Below are 17,228 nucleotides of genomic sequence, written 5' to 3'. Positions count from 1 at the left end.
GCGGCGGAATCCCGCCAAACTGTCGATGACAAACAAACGATTGAAGGCCGGGTGGAACGAAAAATTCCTCGTCAGCCTCATCTCGTGAAATTCAACTCACCCGATTCCCCTGTGCCGAGCGCAAGGCGGCTTGTTGCGGCCGCTGCGGGTGCATAGCTTGCCGTGAGGTTGCACTGAAGCGAGGATTGCAGACAATGTCAGATCTCGGGCCGCGGGAAGCGCTGGTTCACCTCATGGTGTCGATGGCGGCAGCAGACGGTGCGATCAGCGATCACGAATTGCGGGAGTTGGGTGCGATCCTCGACACCCTGCCGGTGTTCGAAGGCTTCGACCGCACCCGCCTGAGCGCGATTTCCGAGCGCTGCAGCCGCATCCTCGAGCAGGAGGACGGACTGGAAACGATCATCGACAATCTCAAGTCGGCGCTGCCGGAGAAGCTGTACGAGACCGCCTATGCGCTGGCCATCGAGGTCGCGGCTTCCGACGTTCACGCCAGCCAGCCCGAACTGCGCTTTCTCGAGATCCTGCGCGACGCACTCGAACTCGACCGGCTGACCGCGGGCGCGATCGAGCATTCCGCCAGGGTGCGCTACCGGCGGCTCTGAGCCCGCCGCTCAGAACGCGCTCACCGGAAAATAACGCAACAGCAATTCGGAGAACCGCCGGTTCTCGACGAGTTGCCCGATCGCGTAGTCGATCGCCCGGGCCAGTTCCTCGTCCCTCGGTGCGACCGCGATCGACAGCCCCTCCCCGAGGAAGCGGTCGGACAGGAACGGTCCGCCGGAAAAGCTGCAGCAATCCTCGGCGGCATTGCTCTCCAGCCAGAAGGACAGGCCGACGCCGTCGCCGTAATAGGCGGCGACCTCGCCCTTCTTCAGCGCCGCCAGCCCCTCGTCACGGGTGGCGAACTGCCGCCGGTCGATCTGGGGGAAGAAGGCGCGCAGCATGGCGGCATGGGCGCTGCCCTCGGCAACGGCCACTGGCTTGCCGGCGAGCGCATCGGCGACGGGCTCCGTCACCGGGGTGTCGCGTCGCGTCACGAACCGCGCCGGATAGCGGAAATACGGTTCAGTGAAGGCCAGGTCACGCCGAGTGTCCGGCGTCATCGACAGTCCGGCGACGATGGCGTCGCCGTCGCGGCGCTTGAGCGCGGGAACCAGGTCGCGAAATGCCATCGCCTCGATCTGGCAGCGGGGCAGGATGTCCAGCTCTTCACAGATTGCCCGGACTAAGTCGACGTTGAAGCCGGCGAGCCGGCCGCGCTGGTCGAGGAAGTTGAAGGGCGGATAGTTCGTTGTGGTCAGGAAGCGGACCCGGCTGCGCCCGTCGAGATCGGGCTTGGTCATGCGCTGGCGCTGATCGAAGAAATTCGGCGTCGCCACCTGTGCAGTCGTGGGCGAGAAACCCGATCCCGCTTCCGCGGCGAAGACGAGGCAAGCGAGCCCGACCACAATTAGCAACTTCGGCGCGAATCTTACCCGCATAGATTTCTTTCCCTTGCGTCATTACCCGCGCACGATGCAGAGCCGGTGCAGCCGATCCGGGCAGCCACGCACCAGGCGCCAACGGGGGTCGCCCGCGTGCGTGACGATCATAACGATCCGCAGACGGCTTATGCAGCGGGACCTTGTGGCCCGCAACCGTCCGCACGCAAGAATGCCCTCCCCGCTCTGGCGGATTTGCGTCGGTACCGCCCGCAGGCGCCGAGCCACCCCCACGTCAGCGGGACCCTCGGCGACCGTGTGATCGCCAGACTCGGCCTGACGGCGGACGTCCTGCGACAGGCCCGCCAAGGAGCCGCGGACAACGGCACCGATCTTGCGGTCGAACTGATCGCCTGCCGGTGGATCACGGAGGAACGGCTGGCGCGTCTGATGGCCGAGGCGCTTGGCGTCCCTATCGAGGCGATCGATCCCGACGACCGGATCATCGAGGCCCGCGAGCCGCAAAGCGGTCGACCGATCCGTCTGGTCAAGGCATGCGGTTTGCGCCTTGCGACCAAGCTCTTCCTCCAGCCGCGGCTGGAAGATCTCGACCGGGTCGCCGCGCTCCTTGCCATGCAACCGGCCATCCGGCGCATGGCACGGCTCACCACCCAGGCCGATATCCGTGCTGCGCTCGCTACCCGCAGCGAGGCGCGCCGCATGGACGAGGCCACGCTCAGCCTGGCCCGCACCGCGCCGCGGCATTCGGCGCGCACCGTCGTCGAGGCAGGCCAGGCCGCGACGCTGGCCTTTGCCGCATGCGCGCTGCTGGCCGCCTTCGCCATTGCGCCCGCGGCGACCCTTGCGGTCCTGCACCCGCTCTTCGGCGTCGCCTTCGCCGCCTGCATCGCCCTTCGCCTGGTCGCGGCAATGACGCCGGCACCCCGCGAGACGGAGCCTGGCCCGGCCGAAGCCGTGGGGCCGCTGCCTGTCTATTCAGTGCTCGTCGCGCTCTACCAGGAGACCGGGGTGGTCGAGCGGCTGGTCGGCGCCCTGTCACGGATCGACTGGCCGGCAAGCCGCATTGAGATCAAGCTGGTCAGCGAGGCCGACGACCTGGCGACGATCCGCGAGGTGCGCCGCGCCACGCTCGGACTGCCGCAATTCGAGATCGTCGCAGTCCCTCCGGGCAAGCCGCAAACCAAGCCCAAGGCGCTGAATTTTGCCCTGCCGCTCTGCCAGGGCGAATTCGTCGTGCTCTACGACGCGGAGGATGAACCTGACCCGGGCCAGTTGCGGGAGGCCTACTGCCGGTTCCGCACCGGTCCGGACGACCTCGCCTGCCTGCAGGCGCCGCTCGTGGTGCGCAACGGCGACCGGAACTGGCTCGCCGGCCTCTTCGCGCTGGAATACGCCGCCCTGTTCCGCCGGTTGTTGCCCTGGCTGGCGCATCATCGCCTGCCGATGCCGCTGGGCGGCACGTCGAACCATTTCCGCCGGGCACACCTGGTCACAGTCGGCGGCTGGGATTCGCACAATGTCACTGAAGACGCCGATCTCGGCATGCGGCTCTATCGCAGCGGCTATCGGATCGGCACATTGTCACGGCCGACGATGGAGGATGCGCCGGAGCGCTGGTCCGTCTGGTACCGTCAGCGCACCCGATGGACCAAGGGTTGGCTGCAGACCTGGCTTGTGCACATGCGCCAACTAGCCCGTCTCTGGCGCGAATTGGGGCCGGTCAGCTTTGCCGTGTTCCAGATGCTCTTCGTCGGCATGCTGGCCTCGGCAGTGGTCCAGCCGGTGTTCTTCGTGCTGGTCCTGTCGATGCTCGTTTCGGCGATGAACAACGGCATGCCGGACGGTGTTGGCGGCATCATCTTTGCCATCGACCTGTTCAACGCAACCGGCGGGTTCCTCGCGTTCGTCGCACTGTCCCTTCCGGCACTCACCCCGGACGAGCGCGGCACCCTGTGGCGTTACTATGCGCTCGTGCACGTCTACTGGCTGTTGATCGCCCTTGCGGCGGTGCGAGCCCTGGTCCAGATCGCGCATGATCCGCATCGCTGGGAGAAGACCCACCACGACATTCGTTCCCGGGCCGATCTCTGCGACCAGCGTTATCGCACGGATCCGCATTTCGGCAGCGCCTGATCGATGGGGCCGCTTCTGCCTGTCCAATCTGCATGCCGCCGATGCGCGAAGAGCGGCCGAACCGACCGCCCCTTGCGCGAGTACCATCGTCAGACGACGCCTTATCCATCACCAGCGTCGGCGAACGACCTCAGTGGCCCTTGAGGCCGTCGCGCAGACGCTGTGCCTGGATGGCCGCGCGGGCATACTGCTCCCAGGCCGACCGGACCGCCATAAGGTTCACGTTGAGGGCCTCGGAGAGATTTTCCAGCTCGTCCAGCTTGGCAGCACTCTTGGTGAACTTGGCCGTGAGATCGCCGCTGACGTCGCCCTTGCGGGCATTTTCGATCATCCCGGAGAGACCGCGGCCATTCTCTTCGATTTCGGGCATGATCCGGGCCAGCGCCTGGCTCAGGCGAGCGCGCTCGGCTTCGGCGGCCTCGAGCTGTGGGCGAAGTTGTTCCATCAGCCGAACGGCATTGCGGCATTCGCGGCCATGCTTGTCGAGATCGTGGCCGAGGCCGGCGAAGCCCCCGTCGATGCGACGCGGCAAGCGCGGTACCGGCTCTTCCACGATCAGCGGCGGACCGGACAGGACATTCGATGCCGTAACCGGCTTTTGGGTGCGGTCGGCGAAGTCTCTCGACAGTTCCTCGGTAAGAAAATCTGTCATATCGGGGGTGGGCTCCTTGGCTGCCGTGATGGTCGACATGGTACTCTCCTGCACATTTGCTGAACTGCGTTCTGAGGGCAGAATATGCACGGCTTTTTTCGCCAGGCCACCACTATGTTAACGGATGGTTAAGAATTGCAATTGCTTAGCTAGAAAACATGACGCAACGGCCTCTTCTCGAGACGCAATTCGCTCCCCGTTATCCCCAATTTTCCACCAAAATCGCGGCGGAACCAGAAGCCAGCCGCCAAACCCTCATGCTAGGGTTTGGCCATGAAAGACCGACGCGATTCCCCATCCGGACCGACCACGACGACGCCCCTGACAGCAGCGGCGATCGCCCATCTCGAAGCCTGTGCAACCGGGCTTTGGGAGCACGCGCGGGATTTCGATCGCTGGGGTCTGGCGCTCGACGCCGAGGAGACTCGAAACCAGGCGATCGCCTGCCGCGTCGAGGCGATCATCGCACGCGCCACGACCGTCAGCCCGTTGCAATCTTTCTGAGACGATCCGCCGCTCGCCACCGAGCGGCTCTCCATGACGGATGAAGACCGCCCAATCCGGTAACGCAAACGTGTTTCCGGCGTCTCCCTTCAATGGCAGGCGACGCATAGATGGCGAACATCGTCGCTCGCGGACCACAGCCGACGTCCTTCCTGTACCGGCAAAAACCAGGATGGCCTTGGTGGGCGAGCGTCAGCGCGTGCCTGCTCGATGGCGACCGCTCACCCGGCGTGCTGCTTCGAACTGTTGGCGGATCGAACGGTATGGAGCGGGCGATGGGGGTCGAACCCACGACATCAAGCTTGGGAAGCTTGCGTTCTACCACTGAACTACGCCCGCGCAGACGGGACAATGATCGCAGGACGGATCGGCGTCAAGCCGGTTGTGCCAGGTCCGGCGAGATCGTTTGCCCTCGCCGCATCGGCCGGACGACGATCGGTCATCAAAGCCCCCATCTGACGGCTTTCGCGGCCCGAGGCCTCGTCATCGGCGCAGGGCGACGGCCTCGCGGGCGAGCGCGGTGACGGCATCCCAGTCCCCGGCGGCGACGGCGGCCTTCGGCGCCACCCACGAGCCGCCGACGCAGACGACGTTCGGCAGGGCCAGATAGTCGCGAACATTGTTCATCGAGATGCCGCCGGTCGGGCAGAAGCGCAGGCTGGGGAAGACCGGTGCGATCGACTTCAGGAAGGCGGCGCCGCCGATCTGCTCGGCCGGGAAGAACTTCAGGACCTCGTAGCCTTCTTCCAGCATCGCCATCAGCTCGCTCGCCGTCGCCGAGCCCGGCAGCATCGGCGCGTCCGAAGACCGCGCGGCGTCCAGAAGCTCCATGGTCGCGCCCGGCGAGACAATGAACTGTGCACCCGCCTTGGTGGCCCGGTCGAATTGGCGGGGCGTCAGGACGGTACCGGCACCGCACAGGGTCTCGGGCACTTCGCTGCCGATCGCCATGATCGCATCGAGGGCTGCGGGCGTGCGCAGCGTGACCTCGATGGCCCGGAGACCGCCGGCCGCCAGCGCACGGGCGAGCGCGACGCCCTCGGCGGCAGATTCCACCGCTACCACCGGCACCACCGGCTGCGCGCTCAGCATTTCCAGAAGTCGCTTGCTGTTCTGAGCCATGATCTGTCCCCCTGCTGCTGTCTTGACGGCGCTCTACAGCATCGCTCTGCCGAGGGGAATGGTTGGGGGCGAAAACTCGCCCCCAATGCGCCGCGACAGGCTGCCCCGGTCCGAACCGACAGGACCGACGGCGGCGCTCGGGCGGCTTACCAGCCGCCGTTGAAGGTGCGGTAGAAGATGTGCTTGCCGATCGTGTCCACGCGCTCCATGGCGCTGGCCCAGCGGGGGCGGACGTAGTTCGCATGGTAATGGGTCGCCGATCCGACCTCGTTGATCCAGATCTCGCCGCGGGTCACCTGCTCGGCGATGCGCTTGGCCTTGGACCAGGATCCGGCGTCCGAGACACGGTCGCGCGTTCCGTCGCAGGCAAAGGAGAACTGGCAGCGATTGCGCCAGCTCTTGTTCTGGTAGACCACGCCGCAGATCGTGTTCGGAAAGGCGGGGTTGCGGACGCGGTTGAGGATGACCTGCGCCACCGCCGCCTGGCCCATGCTGCTTTCGCCCCGCGCCTCGAAATAGAGGCCGTTGGCCAGGCAGCTCTGCTCCTTCTTCGACATCATGTCCGCCGGCAGCGGGGTCGCGGCCCAGGCATGGTCCTTGTCGCCGATCGGCGGAATGAAGGCTTCCGGCGTGTCCTTGAGGATCGATTCGAACAGCGACGACGCCCGGTCGCTGCCGGTCGAAGGCGCATAGCCGAGGGCGTTCGTGTCTCCCGCCGAGGGCGTCAGCGAGGCCAGCATGATCTTGTCGTTCGGCGTCAGGGTCTTGGCGCCGGGGATCTTCGGCGGTCCCTGCAGCTGGAAATTCATCGCGACGGTGACGGCGTCCTTGGTCGACTGCGTAACCTTGGAAAAGGCGGTGCGGATGCGCTCCTGCCCACCGACGACGCGCGAGCCGAGCAGCGACTGGCGTTCGAGGATCGAACCGGCAGAGAATCCGCGGGGCGGAAGGCTGCTGGCGGGGACCAGGGAGAGGACACGGCCACCCTTGTCCTCGCGCACGATGCGGCTTTCCTCGGGCTTCACGGCGATCGCCGTTTCCACCGGGGCCGCGACCACGGCGTTGAGTCCTTCGGGCAGGTTCAGGCTGGCGAGGATCGGCTCGCGAATGTCGGATCCGGCAAAGCCGATAGAAGCTTTTTCGGTCGAACCGATTTTCGATGGAACGAAATAGGCCCGCCACTGGTTTGCATGACCGGAACCGCCGAGAAGGCTGGCCATGTCCTGATGGGCGACCGGGCTGGCCACGAACGCGAGGGAAGCGAAACAGCCGGTTGCGAGGAGCGCAGCTCTCGCTGCGCGCCCCTTCGACAGTATCTGCAGGCGTGTCCCCGCTCGCTGTTCAACAGCCGCCATCATTCCCCCGATAAGCCTGCGTCATACAATGGGTGTCACCCAACGTCCCCCATTAACCTTGTTTCTTGGTTAACAGATGATGGTGATTTCAAGACGGACGCTTGCGTTTTCCGGCGTAAGGATTGTCCGGCTTGCGCAACCCGATACGGATCGGCACGCCGAACAGCCCGAAGCTCTCGCGTAACCCATTGATAAGATAGCGAGTGTAAGACGTATTCAGCGCATCCGGCCGACTCGTGGAGATCATGAAGGTCGGTGGCCGCGACTTCACCTGAGTCATGTATTTTATGTTGATGCGGCGACCGGCGACGGCCGGCGGCGAATGGCGAGTCACCATTCGGTCAAGCCACTGGTTGAGTTTCGCGGTGGGGATTCGCTTGTTCCAGACCTCGTGGGTGTCGACCACCGAACGCATCAGCCGCTCGACGCCCTCCCCGGTCTCGCCCGAGACGGTGACGGCGCGAATGCCGCGCGCCTGCGGAAGAAGCCGCTCGGTCTTCTCGCGCAGATCGGCCAGAACCTCCTGGCGCTCCTCGATCAGATCCCATTTGTTGAAGGCGATGACCGGTGCACGGCCCTCGCGCATGACCAGATCGACGATCGACATGTCCTGGCGTTCGAAGGGGATCGTCGCATCGAAGACCACGACGACCACCTCGGCGAACTTGATCGCCCGCAGGGCGTCGGCCACGGAGAGCTTTTCCAGCTTCTCCTGGACCCGCGCCTTGCGGCGCATGCCGGCCGTATCGAAGACCTTGATGGTGCGCCCGCGCCATTCCCACTCGCTGGAGATGGAATCGCGGGTGATGCCGGCCTCGGGGCCGGTCAGCATCCGGTCCTCGCCCAGGAAGCGGTTGATCAGCGTCGACTTGCCGGCATTGGGGCGGCCGACGATGGCGATCCGCAGCGGCTTCGTCGCGTCGTAGACCGGCTCGACCTCCTCGTCGTCGTCCGTCACCGGCACGTCGACGGGCGGCTCGTCGATGTCGGGTCCGGGCTCGGCGAAGGCCTCCTCGCCGAGCGCCTCGAGAATGGCGTCCCGCAGCTCTCCCATGCCCACGCCATGTTCGGCGGAAATGCCGATGGGCTCGCCGAGACCGAGCGCGAAGGCATCGAGCATGCCGGATTCCGACCCGCGTGCCTCGGCCTTGTTGGCGACCAGGATCACCTTTCCGGCCGTGCGGCGCATGACCTCGACGAAGGCCATGTCCTGGGGCATGACGCCGGCCTTCACGTCGATCATGAACAGGCTCAGATCGGCCGAGGCGATCGCCATCTCGGTCTGGGTGCGCATGCGCCCTTCGAGCGTGTCGGCGCCCGCCTCTTCGAGACCCGCCGTGTCGACGACCTCGAAGTCGAGATCCATCAGCGTGGCGTCGCCGGTCCTGCGGTCGCGGGTCACCCCCGGCCGGTCGTCGACGAGCGCCAGGCGCTTGCCCACGAGACGATTGAACAGAGTGGATTTGCCGACATTCGGTCGGCCGATGATGGCGATGGTGACCATGACGGTCTCCGCGCTCCTCCGGAGCGATGGGGCACACCGGCGCGAAGCCGGGGCCGGTTGCGAGCGGGGCGCCGGCCGTTTCTCACGTGCGAGCTCTGCCCCGATCCGATCGGTTGCGGCACCGTCCGCGCCGGGCGAGCCGGCCGCGGCGGACGATGCCGCTGGGGATTCCTTCAGTCGGCGCTGGCGGGCGCCGGCGCTTGCGGCGCGCCCTGGGGCGCAACCGGCGTCGTCGTTTCGACCTCGGGCGCGGCCGCATCGGTTTCCGCCTCTTCGGCGGGTTCGGTCATGCCGAGGCCGGTGGTCGGCACCGCGATGGTCGGCGCAACGACCCCCGGCGGCATGGCGGCGCCCTCCGTGGCGGCATCACCGCTCGCGGCGCCCGAGGTGGCACGAGTCTCCTGCTCGGCGCCCTGCGGGGCAGCAGCGGGCACTTCGGCAGCAGGCGCGGTCGACTCCGCAGGTGCCGGCGCAGGCGCGCCGCTGGCCGCTGGCCCGGCATCCGACGCGGCAGCTGCCGGTTCGGGACTTGTAACCGGGGCCGCCGCATCCGCCGGAGCATCGGTCTGCGGCGATTCCGCCACGCCGGCCTCGGCCGGCATCACCGTTCCCTCGGGCGCCGGCTTGCCGGCGGCGACCAGGTCGAGCATGAGCCGGGCCCGGCTGATGATCCCGTTCGGTGCTCCGGGATCGTCGACCAGTTGCTGGAACAGCGTCGAGGCGGTCTCGGCGTCGCCGGCCTTCCAGGCCGCCAGCGCGACCGCCTCGCGGGCGGGGAAGCGCAGGGCCTCGCTGTCCCCGGTCAGCCGTTCGACCCGGCTGCGGACATCGCTCAGCGACCCGTGATCGACGAGGATATAGGCGGCGCGCACCGCGGCCATGTCGCGCAGCGCGTCCGGCGCACCGGCATCGGCCGAGACCCGGTCGAAGGCGGCGACCGCCTCGTCCGGCTTGCCCTGCGCCTGGTAGACGCCGCCGATGCTCATGCGGGCCAGATCGGGATAGGCGCCGTAGCCATCGGCCGCGATCGCATCGAGCGCGGTGACTGCCGCGTCAGGCTGGCCGTCGCGAGCAAGCTGCAGCGCGGCCAGATAGGCGTCACCCGAGGCGTTCGCCTGCGCGGTCTGATATCGGTCCCAGCCCACAACGGCGATGGTGGTGACGACCACCAGCACGACAGCGGCCAGGATATACGTCCCGAACCGCGTCCAGATGGCCTTCACCCGGTCCTGGCGAAGCTCTTCGCTGACCTCGCGAAAGAAACTCTCGTCGCTCATCCACCCACTCTTCGAAAACCGGCCGCGGCCGGAGACTGATGCCCGGCCAGCACAAACACTTGGGGTCTTCTAACGATTTTTGGCGCAGGTGAAAGGGCGTGCAGTCGCGATGGCCCGCTAAGCGATCGGCGCGACGCCGAACAGCCAGCGATGGGCCCACAGGATGAACAGCGCCGAGAGGCCGAGACCGATGACGACGGCGAGGACATCGCCGGTCAGGCTGGGTGATTTGCCGGCCGGCGCAGGGACAGCACGGTTGATGGCGCTGGCATAATCGAGAACCGCCCACACGAGGAAGCTGCCGAAGAGGACGGCGTCGGCGACCGTGCCGTTGGCCAGCACATGGCCGAGCGCCCAGAGACCGACCCCCAGCACCATGGGATGGCGGACTGCCCGCTTGATCCGTCCGCCTCGCAGATAGGCGCTGGCGACCAGGACGAAACCGACCGGCACCAGCAGGAGCGCCAGATGGCGCAGCCCTTCCGGCGGCGCATACAGCAGCGCAGACTCCATGCGCACGTCGCGGTATCCCGATACGACCAGGACGATGCCGACGAGAGACAGAACCGAATAGATGCCCTTGAAGCGGTTCTCACCCAGCCGCGCCAGCATCCTGTTGCGCGTGGGCTCCGCGACGATGCGCAGCGAATGGATGGTGAGAAAGATGACCAGGCCGAGAACCAGTACTACCATGCAGGCTGCCCCCTCTGTTCGTGCTGGCAGTCGCCGTCACGCCGATCGGAAGACTAGCCGAAATCTTGCGCGATTGCGCTTTATCGCCGGCCACCGAAAGATTTTTCGCCGGCAAGCGCTTCCTTCCCTGCCGTTGCCTGCCCTAGGGTTGCGGCGAATCGCTCGGAATCGGGCGAGCATCGGCCTCGTCCGGCCGCGAATGCGTTGAAGGATCCTGCATGATGCGTCCCATGTCCCTCGCCATTCTGACGAGCGCCGCGCTGCTGTTGGCCGGCTGCGCCACCGAGCGCCCGGACCCCGCGGGCCTGCGGCCACAATCGGACGGCCGGCCGGGCGGCGCGACGGCGCTGCCGCCGATGCCTGGTGGGGGAACCGCCGGCACGAACGGCCGCCTGGCGCCGGGTGGACCGGCGATTGGCAGCTGCAATCCGGAAGCGGCGCGGTATCTCATCGGGCAGATCGCCAATGTCGAGGCGACCGAGGCAGCAAAGGCGGCCACCGGCGCCGAGACCGTGCGGGTTCTCTATCCGAACCAGCCGATCACCCAGGAATTCGTCTCGGGCCGGCTGAATCTGGAGACCGACAACGCCAATCGGGTGTCCCAGGTCCGCTGCGGCTGACCGCAAGGCGGGCCACTCCGGCCCGCTCTCCCCGCCCGCGGCGTGTCCGGCGCCGCGGCGCACGTCCGGCCGGGCGCCGCGGCCGATGCCTAGCCCGGCGTCAGTGGGCGGGTCATACTCACCCGCCTGGCGAGTTGGCGTTCGCGGAAGAAGATGAACAGCCCCGCCCCCATGATGATCGCGGCGCCCAGGAGCATGGTCAGACGCGGCACGTCGCCGAAGACCAGGTAGCCGAACAGGATCGCCCATAGGAGCATGGTGTATTGCAGCGGCGCGATGTCGGCCGCATCGCCCAGCTTGAACGCCCGCGTCACGCACATATGCGCGGCCATGGCGACGACGCCGAGGATTGCCAGGAGCACCAGGTCGATCAGGCCGGGCGTCACCCAGCCCATCGGCGCGAGCAGCGCCCCGCCGACGAGCGCGCCCACGGTCTGCCAGAACACCAGCGCCTTGTCGGACGTGCCGCGCAGGCTGCGCGCCGTGATCATCATCAGCGCGAAGGTCAGGCTGCCACCGATGGCGATGAAGGCTGGCGCGGTCAGGCTGGCCTGCGACGGCTGCAGGACGACCAGCACGCCGACGAAGCCGACGACGATGGCCGTCCAGCGCCGGATGCCGACGCGTTCCTTCAGGAAGATCGGCGAGAGCGCCGCGACGTAGATCGGGGCGGCCAGCCAGTAGGCCATCGTGTCGGCGAGCGGCAGATAGGCGACGGCGCCGTAGAAGGCGATGACCTCCACCGTCGCGAAGACGACGCGCAGCACCTGCAGCCCCGGCCGCTCCAGCCCCACGAGCGGCTTCAGCCCGGTGCGCCAGAAGAACGGCGCCAAGACGATCAGCGCCGCCAGCGAGCGGATCATCAGCACCTGGCCGATGGAATAGGTGGACACCAGCCACTTGCCGAGCGTGTCGTTGACCATGAACAGGAAGATGCCGAACAGCATGATCGCCATGCCGAGCGTGTTGGCGCTCGGCCGGCCCGTCGCGGCGGCACTGGCTTGCGTCATGGTAGCGTCCTGTCGGCTGGTGTCGGCCCGGCCCGGGCGATCGCGGCCCCGTTCAGGCCAGCGGAATCATTCCCACTCGATGGTGCCCGGCGGCTTCGAGGTCACGTCGTAGACGACCCGGTTGATGCCCTTGACCTCGTTGATGATGCGCGTGGCGGTCGTGCCCAGGAATTCCATGTCGTACGGATAGAAATCCGCCGTCATGCCGTCGATCGAGGTGACCGCCCGGAGCGCGCAGACGAACTCGTAGGTCCGGCCGTCGCCCATCACGCCGACGGTCTGGACCGGCAGGAGCACGGCGAAGGCCTGCCAGATCGCGTCATAGAGGCCCGCCTTGCGGATCTCGTCGAGATAGATGGCGTCGGCCTCGCGCAGGATCCGCAGCTTGTCGCGGGTGATGCCGCCGGGGCAGCGGATGGCAAGGCCCGGCCCCGGGAAGGGCTGGCGACCCACGAAATGCGCCGGCAGTCCCAGTTCCTTGCCGAGCACCCGCACCTCGTCCTTGAACAATTCGCGCAAGGGTTCGACGAGCTGCATGTTCATGCGCTCGGGCAGGCCGCCGACATTGTGATGCGACTTGATGGTGACCGAAGGCCCGCCGGTGAATGACACGCTCTCGATCACGTCCGGATAGAGGGTGCCCTGCGCCAGGAAGTCGGCGCCGCCGATCTTCTTGGCCTCGGCCTCGAAGGTCTCGATGAACAGCCGGCCGATGGTCTTGCGCTTGACCTCCGGGTCCACCTCGCCTTCCAGCGCGTCGATGAAGGTGTCCTGCGCCTGCACGTGGACCAGCGGGATGTTGTAGTGGTCGCGGAACATGGAGACCACTTCCTCGGCCTCGTTCATCCGCAGCAGCCCGTGATCGACGAAGATGCAGGTCAGCTGGTCGCCGATGGCCTCGTGGATCAGGACCGCCGCGACGGAGGAATCGACGCCGCCGGACAGGCCGCAGATCACCTTGCCGTCGCCGACCTTGGCGCGGATCTCCTCGACCGCCTGTTCGCGGAAGGCCGCCATGGTCCAGTCGCCGGACAGGCCGGCGATCTTGTGGACGAAATTTGCGAGCAGCTTGCCACCGTCGGGGGTATGGACGACCTCCGGATGGAACATGATGCCGTACATGCGCCGGGACTCGTCGCCGAAGACGGCATAGGGCGCACCGGGCGATCGGGCGAAGATCTCGAACCCCGGCGGCATGTCGATCACCCGGTCGCCATGGCTCATCCAGACCTGGTGGCGTGTGCCTTCCGGCCAGATGCCGTCGAACAAAGCGCAGTTCTTCTCCACCTCGAGGAAGGCACGGCCATATTCGCGATGGGTCGAAGGCTCGGCCCGGCCGCCCAGCTGCACGCACATGGTCATCTGGCCGTAGCAGATGCCGAGCACCGGAATGCCGGCATCGAACACCGCCTGGGGCGCGCGCGGCGCGTCGATGTCACCCGTCGAAGCCGGCGAGCCGGACAGGATCACCGCCTTCGGCTTCAGGCGATGAAAGCCCTCCTCGGCCGACTGGAACGGGACGATCTCGGAATAGACGCCGGCTTCGCGGACCCGCCGGGCGATCAGCTGGGTGACCTGGGAGCCGAAGTCGATGATGAGGACGGTATCGGGGTGCGCTGTCATGGCGAGGCTTTAGGAAAGCTGCGCAGCAAAGTCCAGCATCTCGCGCAGCATTCCGGTGCAAGATTCCGCTTCGGTAGCCGTCTGTGCATTACCCCATCGGGTGGGTGGAACGCCGGATCGGCAGCGCCGTTCTGGCGCCGCGGTGATGATGCCGCGATCCGGAGCCACTCACATGAGCGTCAAATCACTGGACGACCTTTTCCTGCATACGCTGCAGGATATCTATTACGCCGAAAAGCAGATCGCCAAGGCCCTCCCCAAGATGGCCAAGAAGGCGCAGAGCGACGATTTGAAGACCGCCTTCCAGACCCATCTGGAGGAAACCAAGGAGCAGGTCACGCGGCTCGAAGAAGTGTTCGAAAGCATCGGCCAGAAGCCGAAGGCCGTCAAATGCGACGCGATCGTCGGTATCATCCACGAGGCGACCGAGCTGATGGACGAGGTCGAAGACCCCGAGACCCTCGATGCCGCCATGCTCGCCGCAGCCCAGGCGGTGGAGCATTACGAGATCGCCCGCTACGGGACGCTGATCACCTGGGCAGGGACCCTCGGCCACAAAGACGTCGTGTCCAAGCTGCAGGAGACCCTGAAGCAGGAAAAGGCGACCGACGAAAAGCTGTCGAAGCTCGCCGGCGCCAAGATCAACAAGAAGGCCGCCTGATCCCGTCAACCGGCTCCGGGGCGCTGCCCCGGGGCCGGTTGCGGATCAGGACGGGCTTGGGTCCATCAGTCCCGAATCGATCGCGATCTCGAGCCGGTCGACGGCATCGGCCAGCTTCTCGTCGATGACGTGCAACAGCGTCGTCCAGTCGTCGTAATGGTGCAGGTCAGCCGCCCCGTCGGATATGCCCCGCAGGCCGACCAGCCGGACGTCGAAGCGCTGGCAGGCGCGCAGCACGGCGAAGGTCTCCATGTCGACCATCTCCGCATCGATTGCATCGTAGCGCGCACCCGACACGATGTCGGAACCCGTCGACAGCCGGGCCCGCGGCAGGCTGGGGACCGGCGTCGGCAGCTCGATATGGACGGGATGATCCAGAAACGGCGTCACGCCCTTTTCGAAACCCAGCGGCGACGCGTCGATGTCGCGCCAGGCGACCGACGAGACCTGGTAGATCTCCCCTTGTTCCAGCGTCCGCGAACCGGCCGAGCCGAGCGAGACGACGAGGTCGGGTCGATGGCCGGCCAGGGTGAGCGCGTGCAGGGCGATGCCGGTGCCCAGCGCCGCCTCGATGGGACCGACCCCGGTCAGGAACGGCGCGATGCGCCGGCGCAGCGCCGGGCCGTATTCAGCCGACGCGGCCATGACGAAGAGCACGCGCGCCCCGCCCAGATCCTCGGTCGCGGCATCGATCATGGTCGGGTCGTAATCGGTCATCGTGCCGTTCGCTCGCTTGGCCCGCCGCGCTGATGTTGCCGGGCTCCGCTCAGTTCAACCACCAGATCGCGCCGTTGAGAAGCGTCGCAAAGGTGACCCAGGCGCCATAGGGCACGAACAGCAGTGCCGAGACACGGTCTGCGCGCCAGGTCAGGGCGATGAAGGCGCAGATCACTGCCAGGAGCAGCACGATCTCGACCAGCGCCAGGCCGGTCGCGTGGACCCGGAAGAACAGGAACGGCCACAGGAAGTTGAGGCCGAGCTGCAGCCACCAGATCCGCGCCGCCCGCAATTCGCCGCGTCGCGAGATGCGCCAGCCAGCGATGGCGATCAGCACATAGAGCAGGCCCCAGGCCGGCCCGAAGACCCAGCCCGGCGGATCGAACCACGGCTTCTGCAGCGCCTGGTACCAGTCGCCCGGCGCCGTCACCGCGCCGATCAACAGGCCGCCCCCGATGGTCAGGGCGAGGTACAACGCCAGGGCGACATAGGGATGCATCAGCGGCGCTCGAGGATGGCGAAGAAGAACCCGTCGGTGCCGGTGGTGCGCGGCGTCAGGGTCAGCGTCGTGCCGCCCGCAAGCGAGCTGGCATGATAGGCCTTCGGCGCCTCCGGCAGGGCGGCGGACCAGCGTTCGGCGGCATCGGCGACGGCAAAGCCTGCTCCCGCCTCGCGTTCGAGCAGGGCGGCAATGCGGGCGCCGTTCTCCTCTGGCAGCAGCGAACAGGTGATGTAGACCAGACGGCCGCCGGGCTTGACGAAGCGCGCGGCCGCGTCGAGCACAGCATCCTGCTCGCCGACACGCTTGTCGAGCTGGCGTTCGGACAGCCGCCACTTGGCATCCGGCCGGCGGCGCCAGGTGCCCGTGCCGGTGCAGGGCGCGTCGACCAGCACCAGATCCATGCGGCCTTCCAGCTCGCTGATGTCGTCGCGCGGGGCATGGACCTGAACGTTGCGCACCTCGGCCCGCTTCAGCCGGTCGTGGATGGGCGCCAGCCGCTGGCGATCGCTGTCATAGGCGTGGATCTGGCCGGTATTTTCCATGGACGCAGCCAGCGCCAGAGTCTTGCCGCCTGCCCCGGCGCAGAAATCCAGCACCTGCATGCCCGGCGCAGCGCCGGCCAGCATCGAGACGATCTGCGAGCCCTCGTCCTGGATCTCGAACCAGCCCTTCTGGAATCCGGCCTCCACCTGCACGTTGGGATGCCGCCCGTCGCCGGCGATCGGCGGAATCCGCAGGCCGTGCGGTGCCAGCGCCGTGGCGCTCGCGGAAAATGGCGCCAGCGCCTTGATGACCTTGTCGCGGTCGGCGCGCAGCGTGTTGACGCGCATGTCGAGCGGCGGACGGTCGGACAGCGCCGCGGCCTCTTCCACCCAGGCTTCGCCGAAGGCCGTCTCGAGGCGCGCCGCCAGCCAGTCCGGCACATCGGCCTGCACAGCGCCGGGCGCCTGCGTCAGGTCGCGGGTGCGGAAGGCAGCGAAATCGTCCGTCGACGGCATCTCGGGCGCGAACCGGTCGCCGTCGAGCGCGATGGCGAGATCCTTGACGCTCTTGCCCGAGCTGTCGAGCACGGCGGCATAGACCAGCGCCGCCGGCGCCTCGTCCTCCATGCGCCATGCCAGCGAGCGCCGGCGGCGCAGCACGTCGTAGACGATGTTGCCGATCGCCGCGCGGTCGCCCGAGCCGGCGAAGCGATGGGACAGGCCCCAATCCTTCAACGCGTCGGCCACGGGCCGGCGTCGCGCGTCGATGTCGGACAGGATTTCGATGGCTGCAGACAGCCGGCCGCCGAAGCGCATGTACGTATCCTTGCTGTTATGTGCCGGACGATGCCGTGCATTGCGCGCAATGGCCGAATGGGCGAGCGGCGGCCGTCGCTTCGACGGGTCGCGTTCGGTCGGATGGCCTTGC

The 17,228-nt window shown here is 67.1% G+C and carries 17 protein-coding genes and 1 tRNA gene; 5 read left to right on the top strand and 13 right to left on the bottom strand.

The features are described from left to right. Positions 1–194 precede the first annotated feature (194 nt). Entirely contained in the window at positions 195–605 is a 411-nt protein-coding gene (locus VQ042_RS09850) for a tellurite resistance TerB family protein (RefSeq protein ID WP_331818655.1), read from the top strand. 9 nt (positions 606–614) lie between these two features. On the opposite strand, the gene VQ042_RS09845 is transcribed toward VQ042_RS09850, so the two are convergent. Then, complete coding sequence (locus tag VQ042_RS09845) at positions 615–1,484, bottom strand: transporter substrate-binding domain-containing protein (RefSeq protein ID WP_331818653.1); 870 nt, start codon at positions 1,482–1,484, stop codon at positions 615–617. Positions 1,485–1,742: 258 nt separating this feature from the next. On the opposite strand from VQ042_RS09845, the gene VQ042_RS09840 reads away from it, so the two are divergent. Further along, the gene (locus VQ042_RS09840; protein WP_331818651.1) at positions 1,743–3,578 is read left to right on the top strand and encodes a glycosyltransferase family 2 protein; all 1,836 of its coding nucleotides are present in this window, start codon (positions 1,743–1,745) and stop codon (positions 3,576–3,578) included. A 130-nt stretch (positions 3,579–3,708) separates the two neighbouring features. Here VQ042_RS09840 and VQ042_RS09835 read toward each other — a convergent pair whose 3' ends face one another. Continuing rightward, positions 3,709–4,320 carry a hypothetical protein gene (locus VQ042_RS09835; protein WP_331818649.1) on the bottom strand — a complete coding sequence of 204 codons (612 nt, stop codon included), beginning with the start codon at positions 4,318–4,320 and terminating at the stop codon, positions 3,709–3,711. 183 nt (positions 4,321–4,503) lie between these two features. Here VQ042_RS09835 and VQ042_RS09830 point away from each other — a divergent pair, with 183 nt between their 5' ends. After that, positions 4,504–4,734, top strand: a complete 231-nt coding sequence (locus tag VQ042_RS09830) for a hypothetical protein (RefSeq protein ID WP_331818647.1) — start codon at positions 4,504–4,506, stop codon at positions 4,732–4,734. A 264-nt stretch (positions 4,735–4,998) separates the two neighbouring features. On the opposite strand, the gene VQ042_RS09825 is transcribed toward VQ042_RS09830, so the two are convergent. From VQ042_RS09825 to VQ042_RS09800, 6 genes are all read right to left on the bottom strand, one after another. After that, positions 4,999–5,073, bottom strand: a tRNA-Gly gene (locus tag VQ042_RS09825). Positions 5,074–5,217: 144 nt separating this feature from the next. Further along, positions 5,218–5,856: a bifunctional 4-hydroxy-2-oxoglutarate aldolase/2-dehydro-3-deoxy-phosphogluconate aldolase gene (eda, locus tag VQ042_RS09820; protein WP_331818645.1), complete on the bottom strand. Its 639-nt coding sequence runs from the start codon at positions 5,854–5,856 to the stop codon at positions 5,218–5,220. Between the two features lie 146 nt (positions 5,857–6,002). Next, a complete protein-coding gene (locus tag VQ042_RS09815; protein ID WP_331818643.1) occupies positions 6,003–7,076 on the bottom strand; it encodes a cell wall hydrolase in 1,074 nt (357 codons plus the stop codon). Between the two features lie 223 nt (positions 7,077–7,299). Then, positions 7,300–8,715: a ribosome biogenesis GTPase Der gene (gene der / locus VQ042_RS09810; RefSeq protein ID WP_331818641.1), complete on the bottom strand. Its 1,416-nt coding sequence runs from the start codon at positions 8,713–8,715 to the stop codon at positions 7,300–7,302. A gap of 173 nt (positions 8,716–8,888) precedes the next feature. After that, positions 8,889–9,992, bottom strand: coding sequence for a tetratricopeptide repeat protein (locus VQ042_RS09805; protein WP_331818639.1), 1,104 nt, complete (start codon positions 9,990–9,992; stop codon positions 8,889–8,891). A gap of 117 nt (positions 9,993–10,109) precedes the next feature. Then, on the bottom strand, positions 10,110–10,685 hold the full coding sequence (locus VQ042_RS09800) for an NnrU family protein (protein WP_331818637.1): 576 nt from the start codon (positions 10,683–10,685) through the stop codon (positions 10,110–10,112). Positions 10,686–10,903: 218 nt separating this feature from the next. On the opposite strand from VQ042_RS09800, the gene VQ042_RS09795 reads away from it, so the two are divergent. Next, complete coding sequence (locus VQ042_RS09795) at positions 10,904–11,305, top strand: I78 family peptidase inhibitor (protein ID WP_331818635.1); 402 nt, start codon at positions 10,904–10,906, stop codon at positions 11,303–11,305. A gap of 89 nt (positions 11,306–11,394) precedes the next feature. On the opposite strand, the gene VQ042_RS09790 is transcribed toward VQ042_RS09795, so the two are convergent. Continuing rightward, entirely contained in the window at positions 11,395–12,315 is a 921-nt protein-coding gene (locus tag VQ042_RS09790) for a DMT family transporter (RefSeq protein ID WP_331818633.1), read from the bottom strand. A 66-nt stretch (positions 12,316–12,381) separates the two neighbouring features. Further along, on the bottom strand, positions 12,382–13,938 hold the full coding sequence (guaA, locus tag VQ042_RS09785) for a glutamine-hydrolyzing GMP synthase (protein WP_331818631.1): 1,557 nt from the start codon (positions 13,936–13,938) through the stop codon (positions 12,382–12,384). A 172-nt stretch (positions 13,939–14,110) separates the two neighbouring features. Here guaA and VQ042_RS09780 point away from each other — a divergent pair, with 172 nt between their 5' ends. Beyond that, positions 14,111–14,599, top strand: a complete 489-nt coding sequence (locus VQ042_RS09780) for a YciE/YciF ferroxidase family protein (protein WP_331818629.1) — start codon at positions 14,111–14,113, stop codon at positions 14,597–14,599. Between the two features lie 45 nt (positions 14,600–14,644). Here VQ042_RS09780 and VQ042_RS09775 read toward each other — a convergent pair whose 3' ends face one another. From VQ042_RS09775 to VQ042_RS09765, 3 genes are read right to left on the bottom strand one after another with little or no spacing between them, the layout of a single operon-like run. After that, positions 14,645–15,316 (bottom strand): 5'-methylthioadenosine/S-adenosylhomocysteine nucleosidase, encoded by a 672-nt coding sequence (locus VQ042_RS09775; RefSeq protein ID WP_331818627.1) that lies wholly within the window; start codon positions 15,314–15,316, stop codon positions 14,645–14,647. Positions 15,317–15,365: 49 nt separating this feature from the next. Then, positions 15,366–15,815, bottom strand: coding sequence for a TspO/MBR family protein (locus VQ042_RS09770; protein WP_331818625.1), 450 nt, complete (start codon positions 15,813–15,815; stop codon positions 15,366–15,368). Further along, positions 15,815–17,116, bottom strand: coding sequence for an RsmB/NOP family class I SAM-dependent RNA methyltransferase (locus VQ042_RS09765; RefSeq protein WP_331818623.1), 1,302 nt, complete (start codon positions 17,114–17,116; stop codon positions 15,815–15,817). The genes VQ042_RS09770 and VQ042_RS09765 overlap by 1 nt, the downstream gene beginning before the upstream one ends. Between the last annotated feature and the right edge of the window lie 112 nt (positions 17,117–17,228).

Source organism: Aurantimonas sp. A2-1-M11 (genome assembly GCF_036549475.1).
Lineage (GTDB): Bacteria > Pseudomonadota > Alphaproteobacteria > Rhizobiales > Rhizobiaceae > Aurantimonas.
The sequence above is the reverse complement of the archived record's forward strand: the minus strand, read 5'-3'. Positions and strand labels throughout refer to the sequence as shown.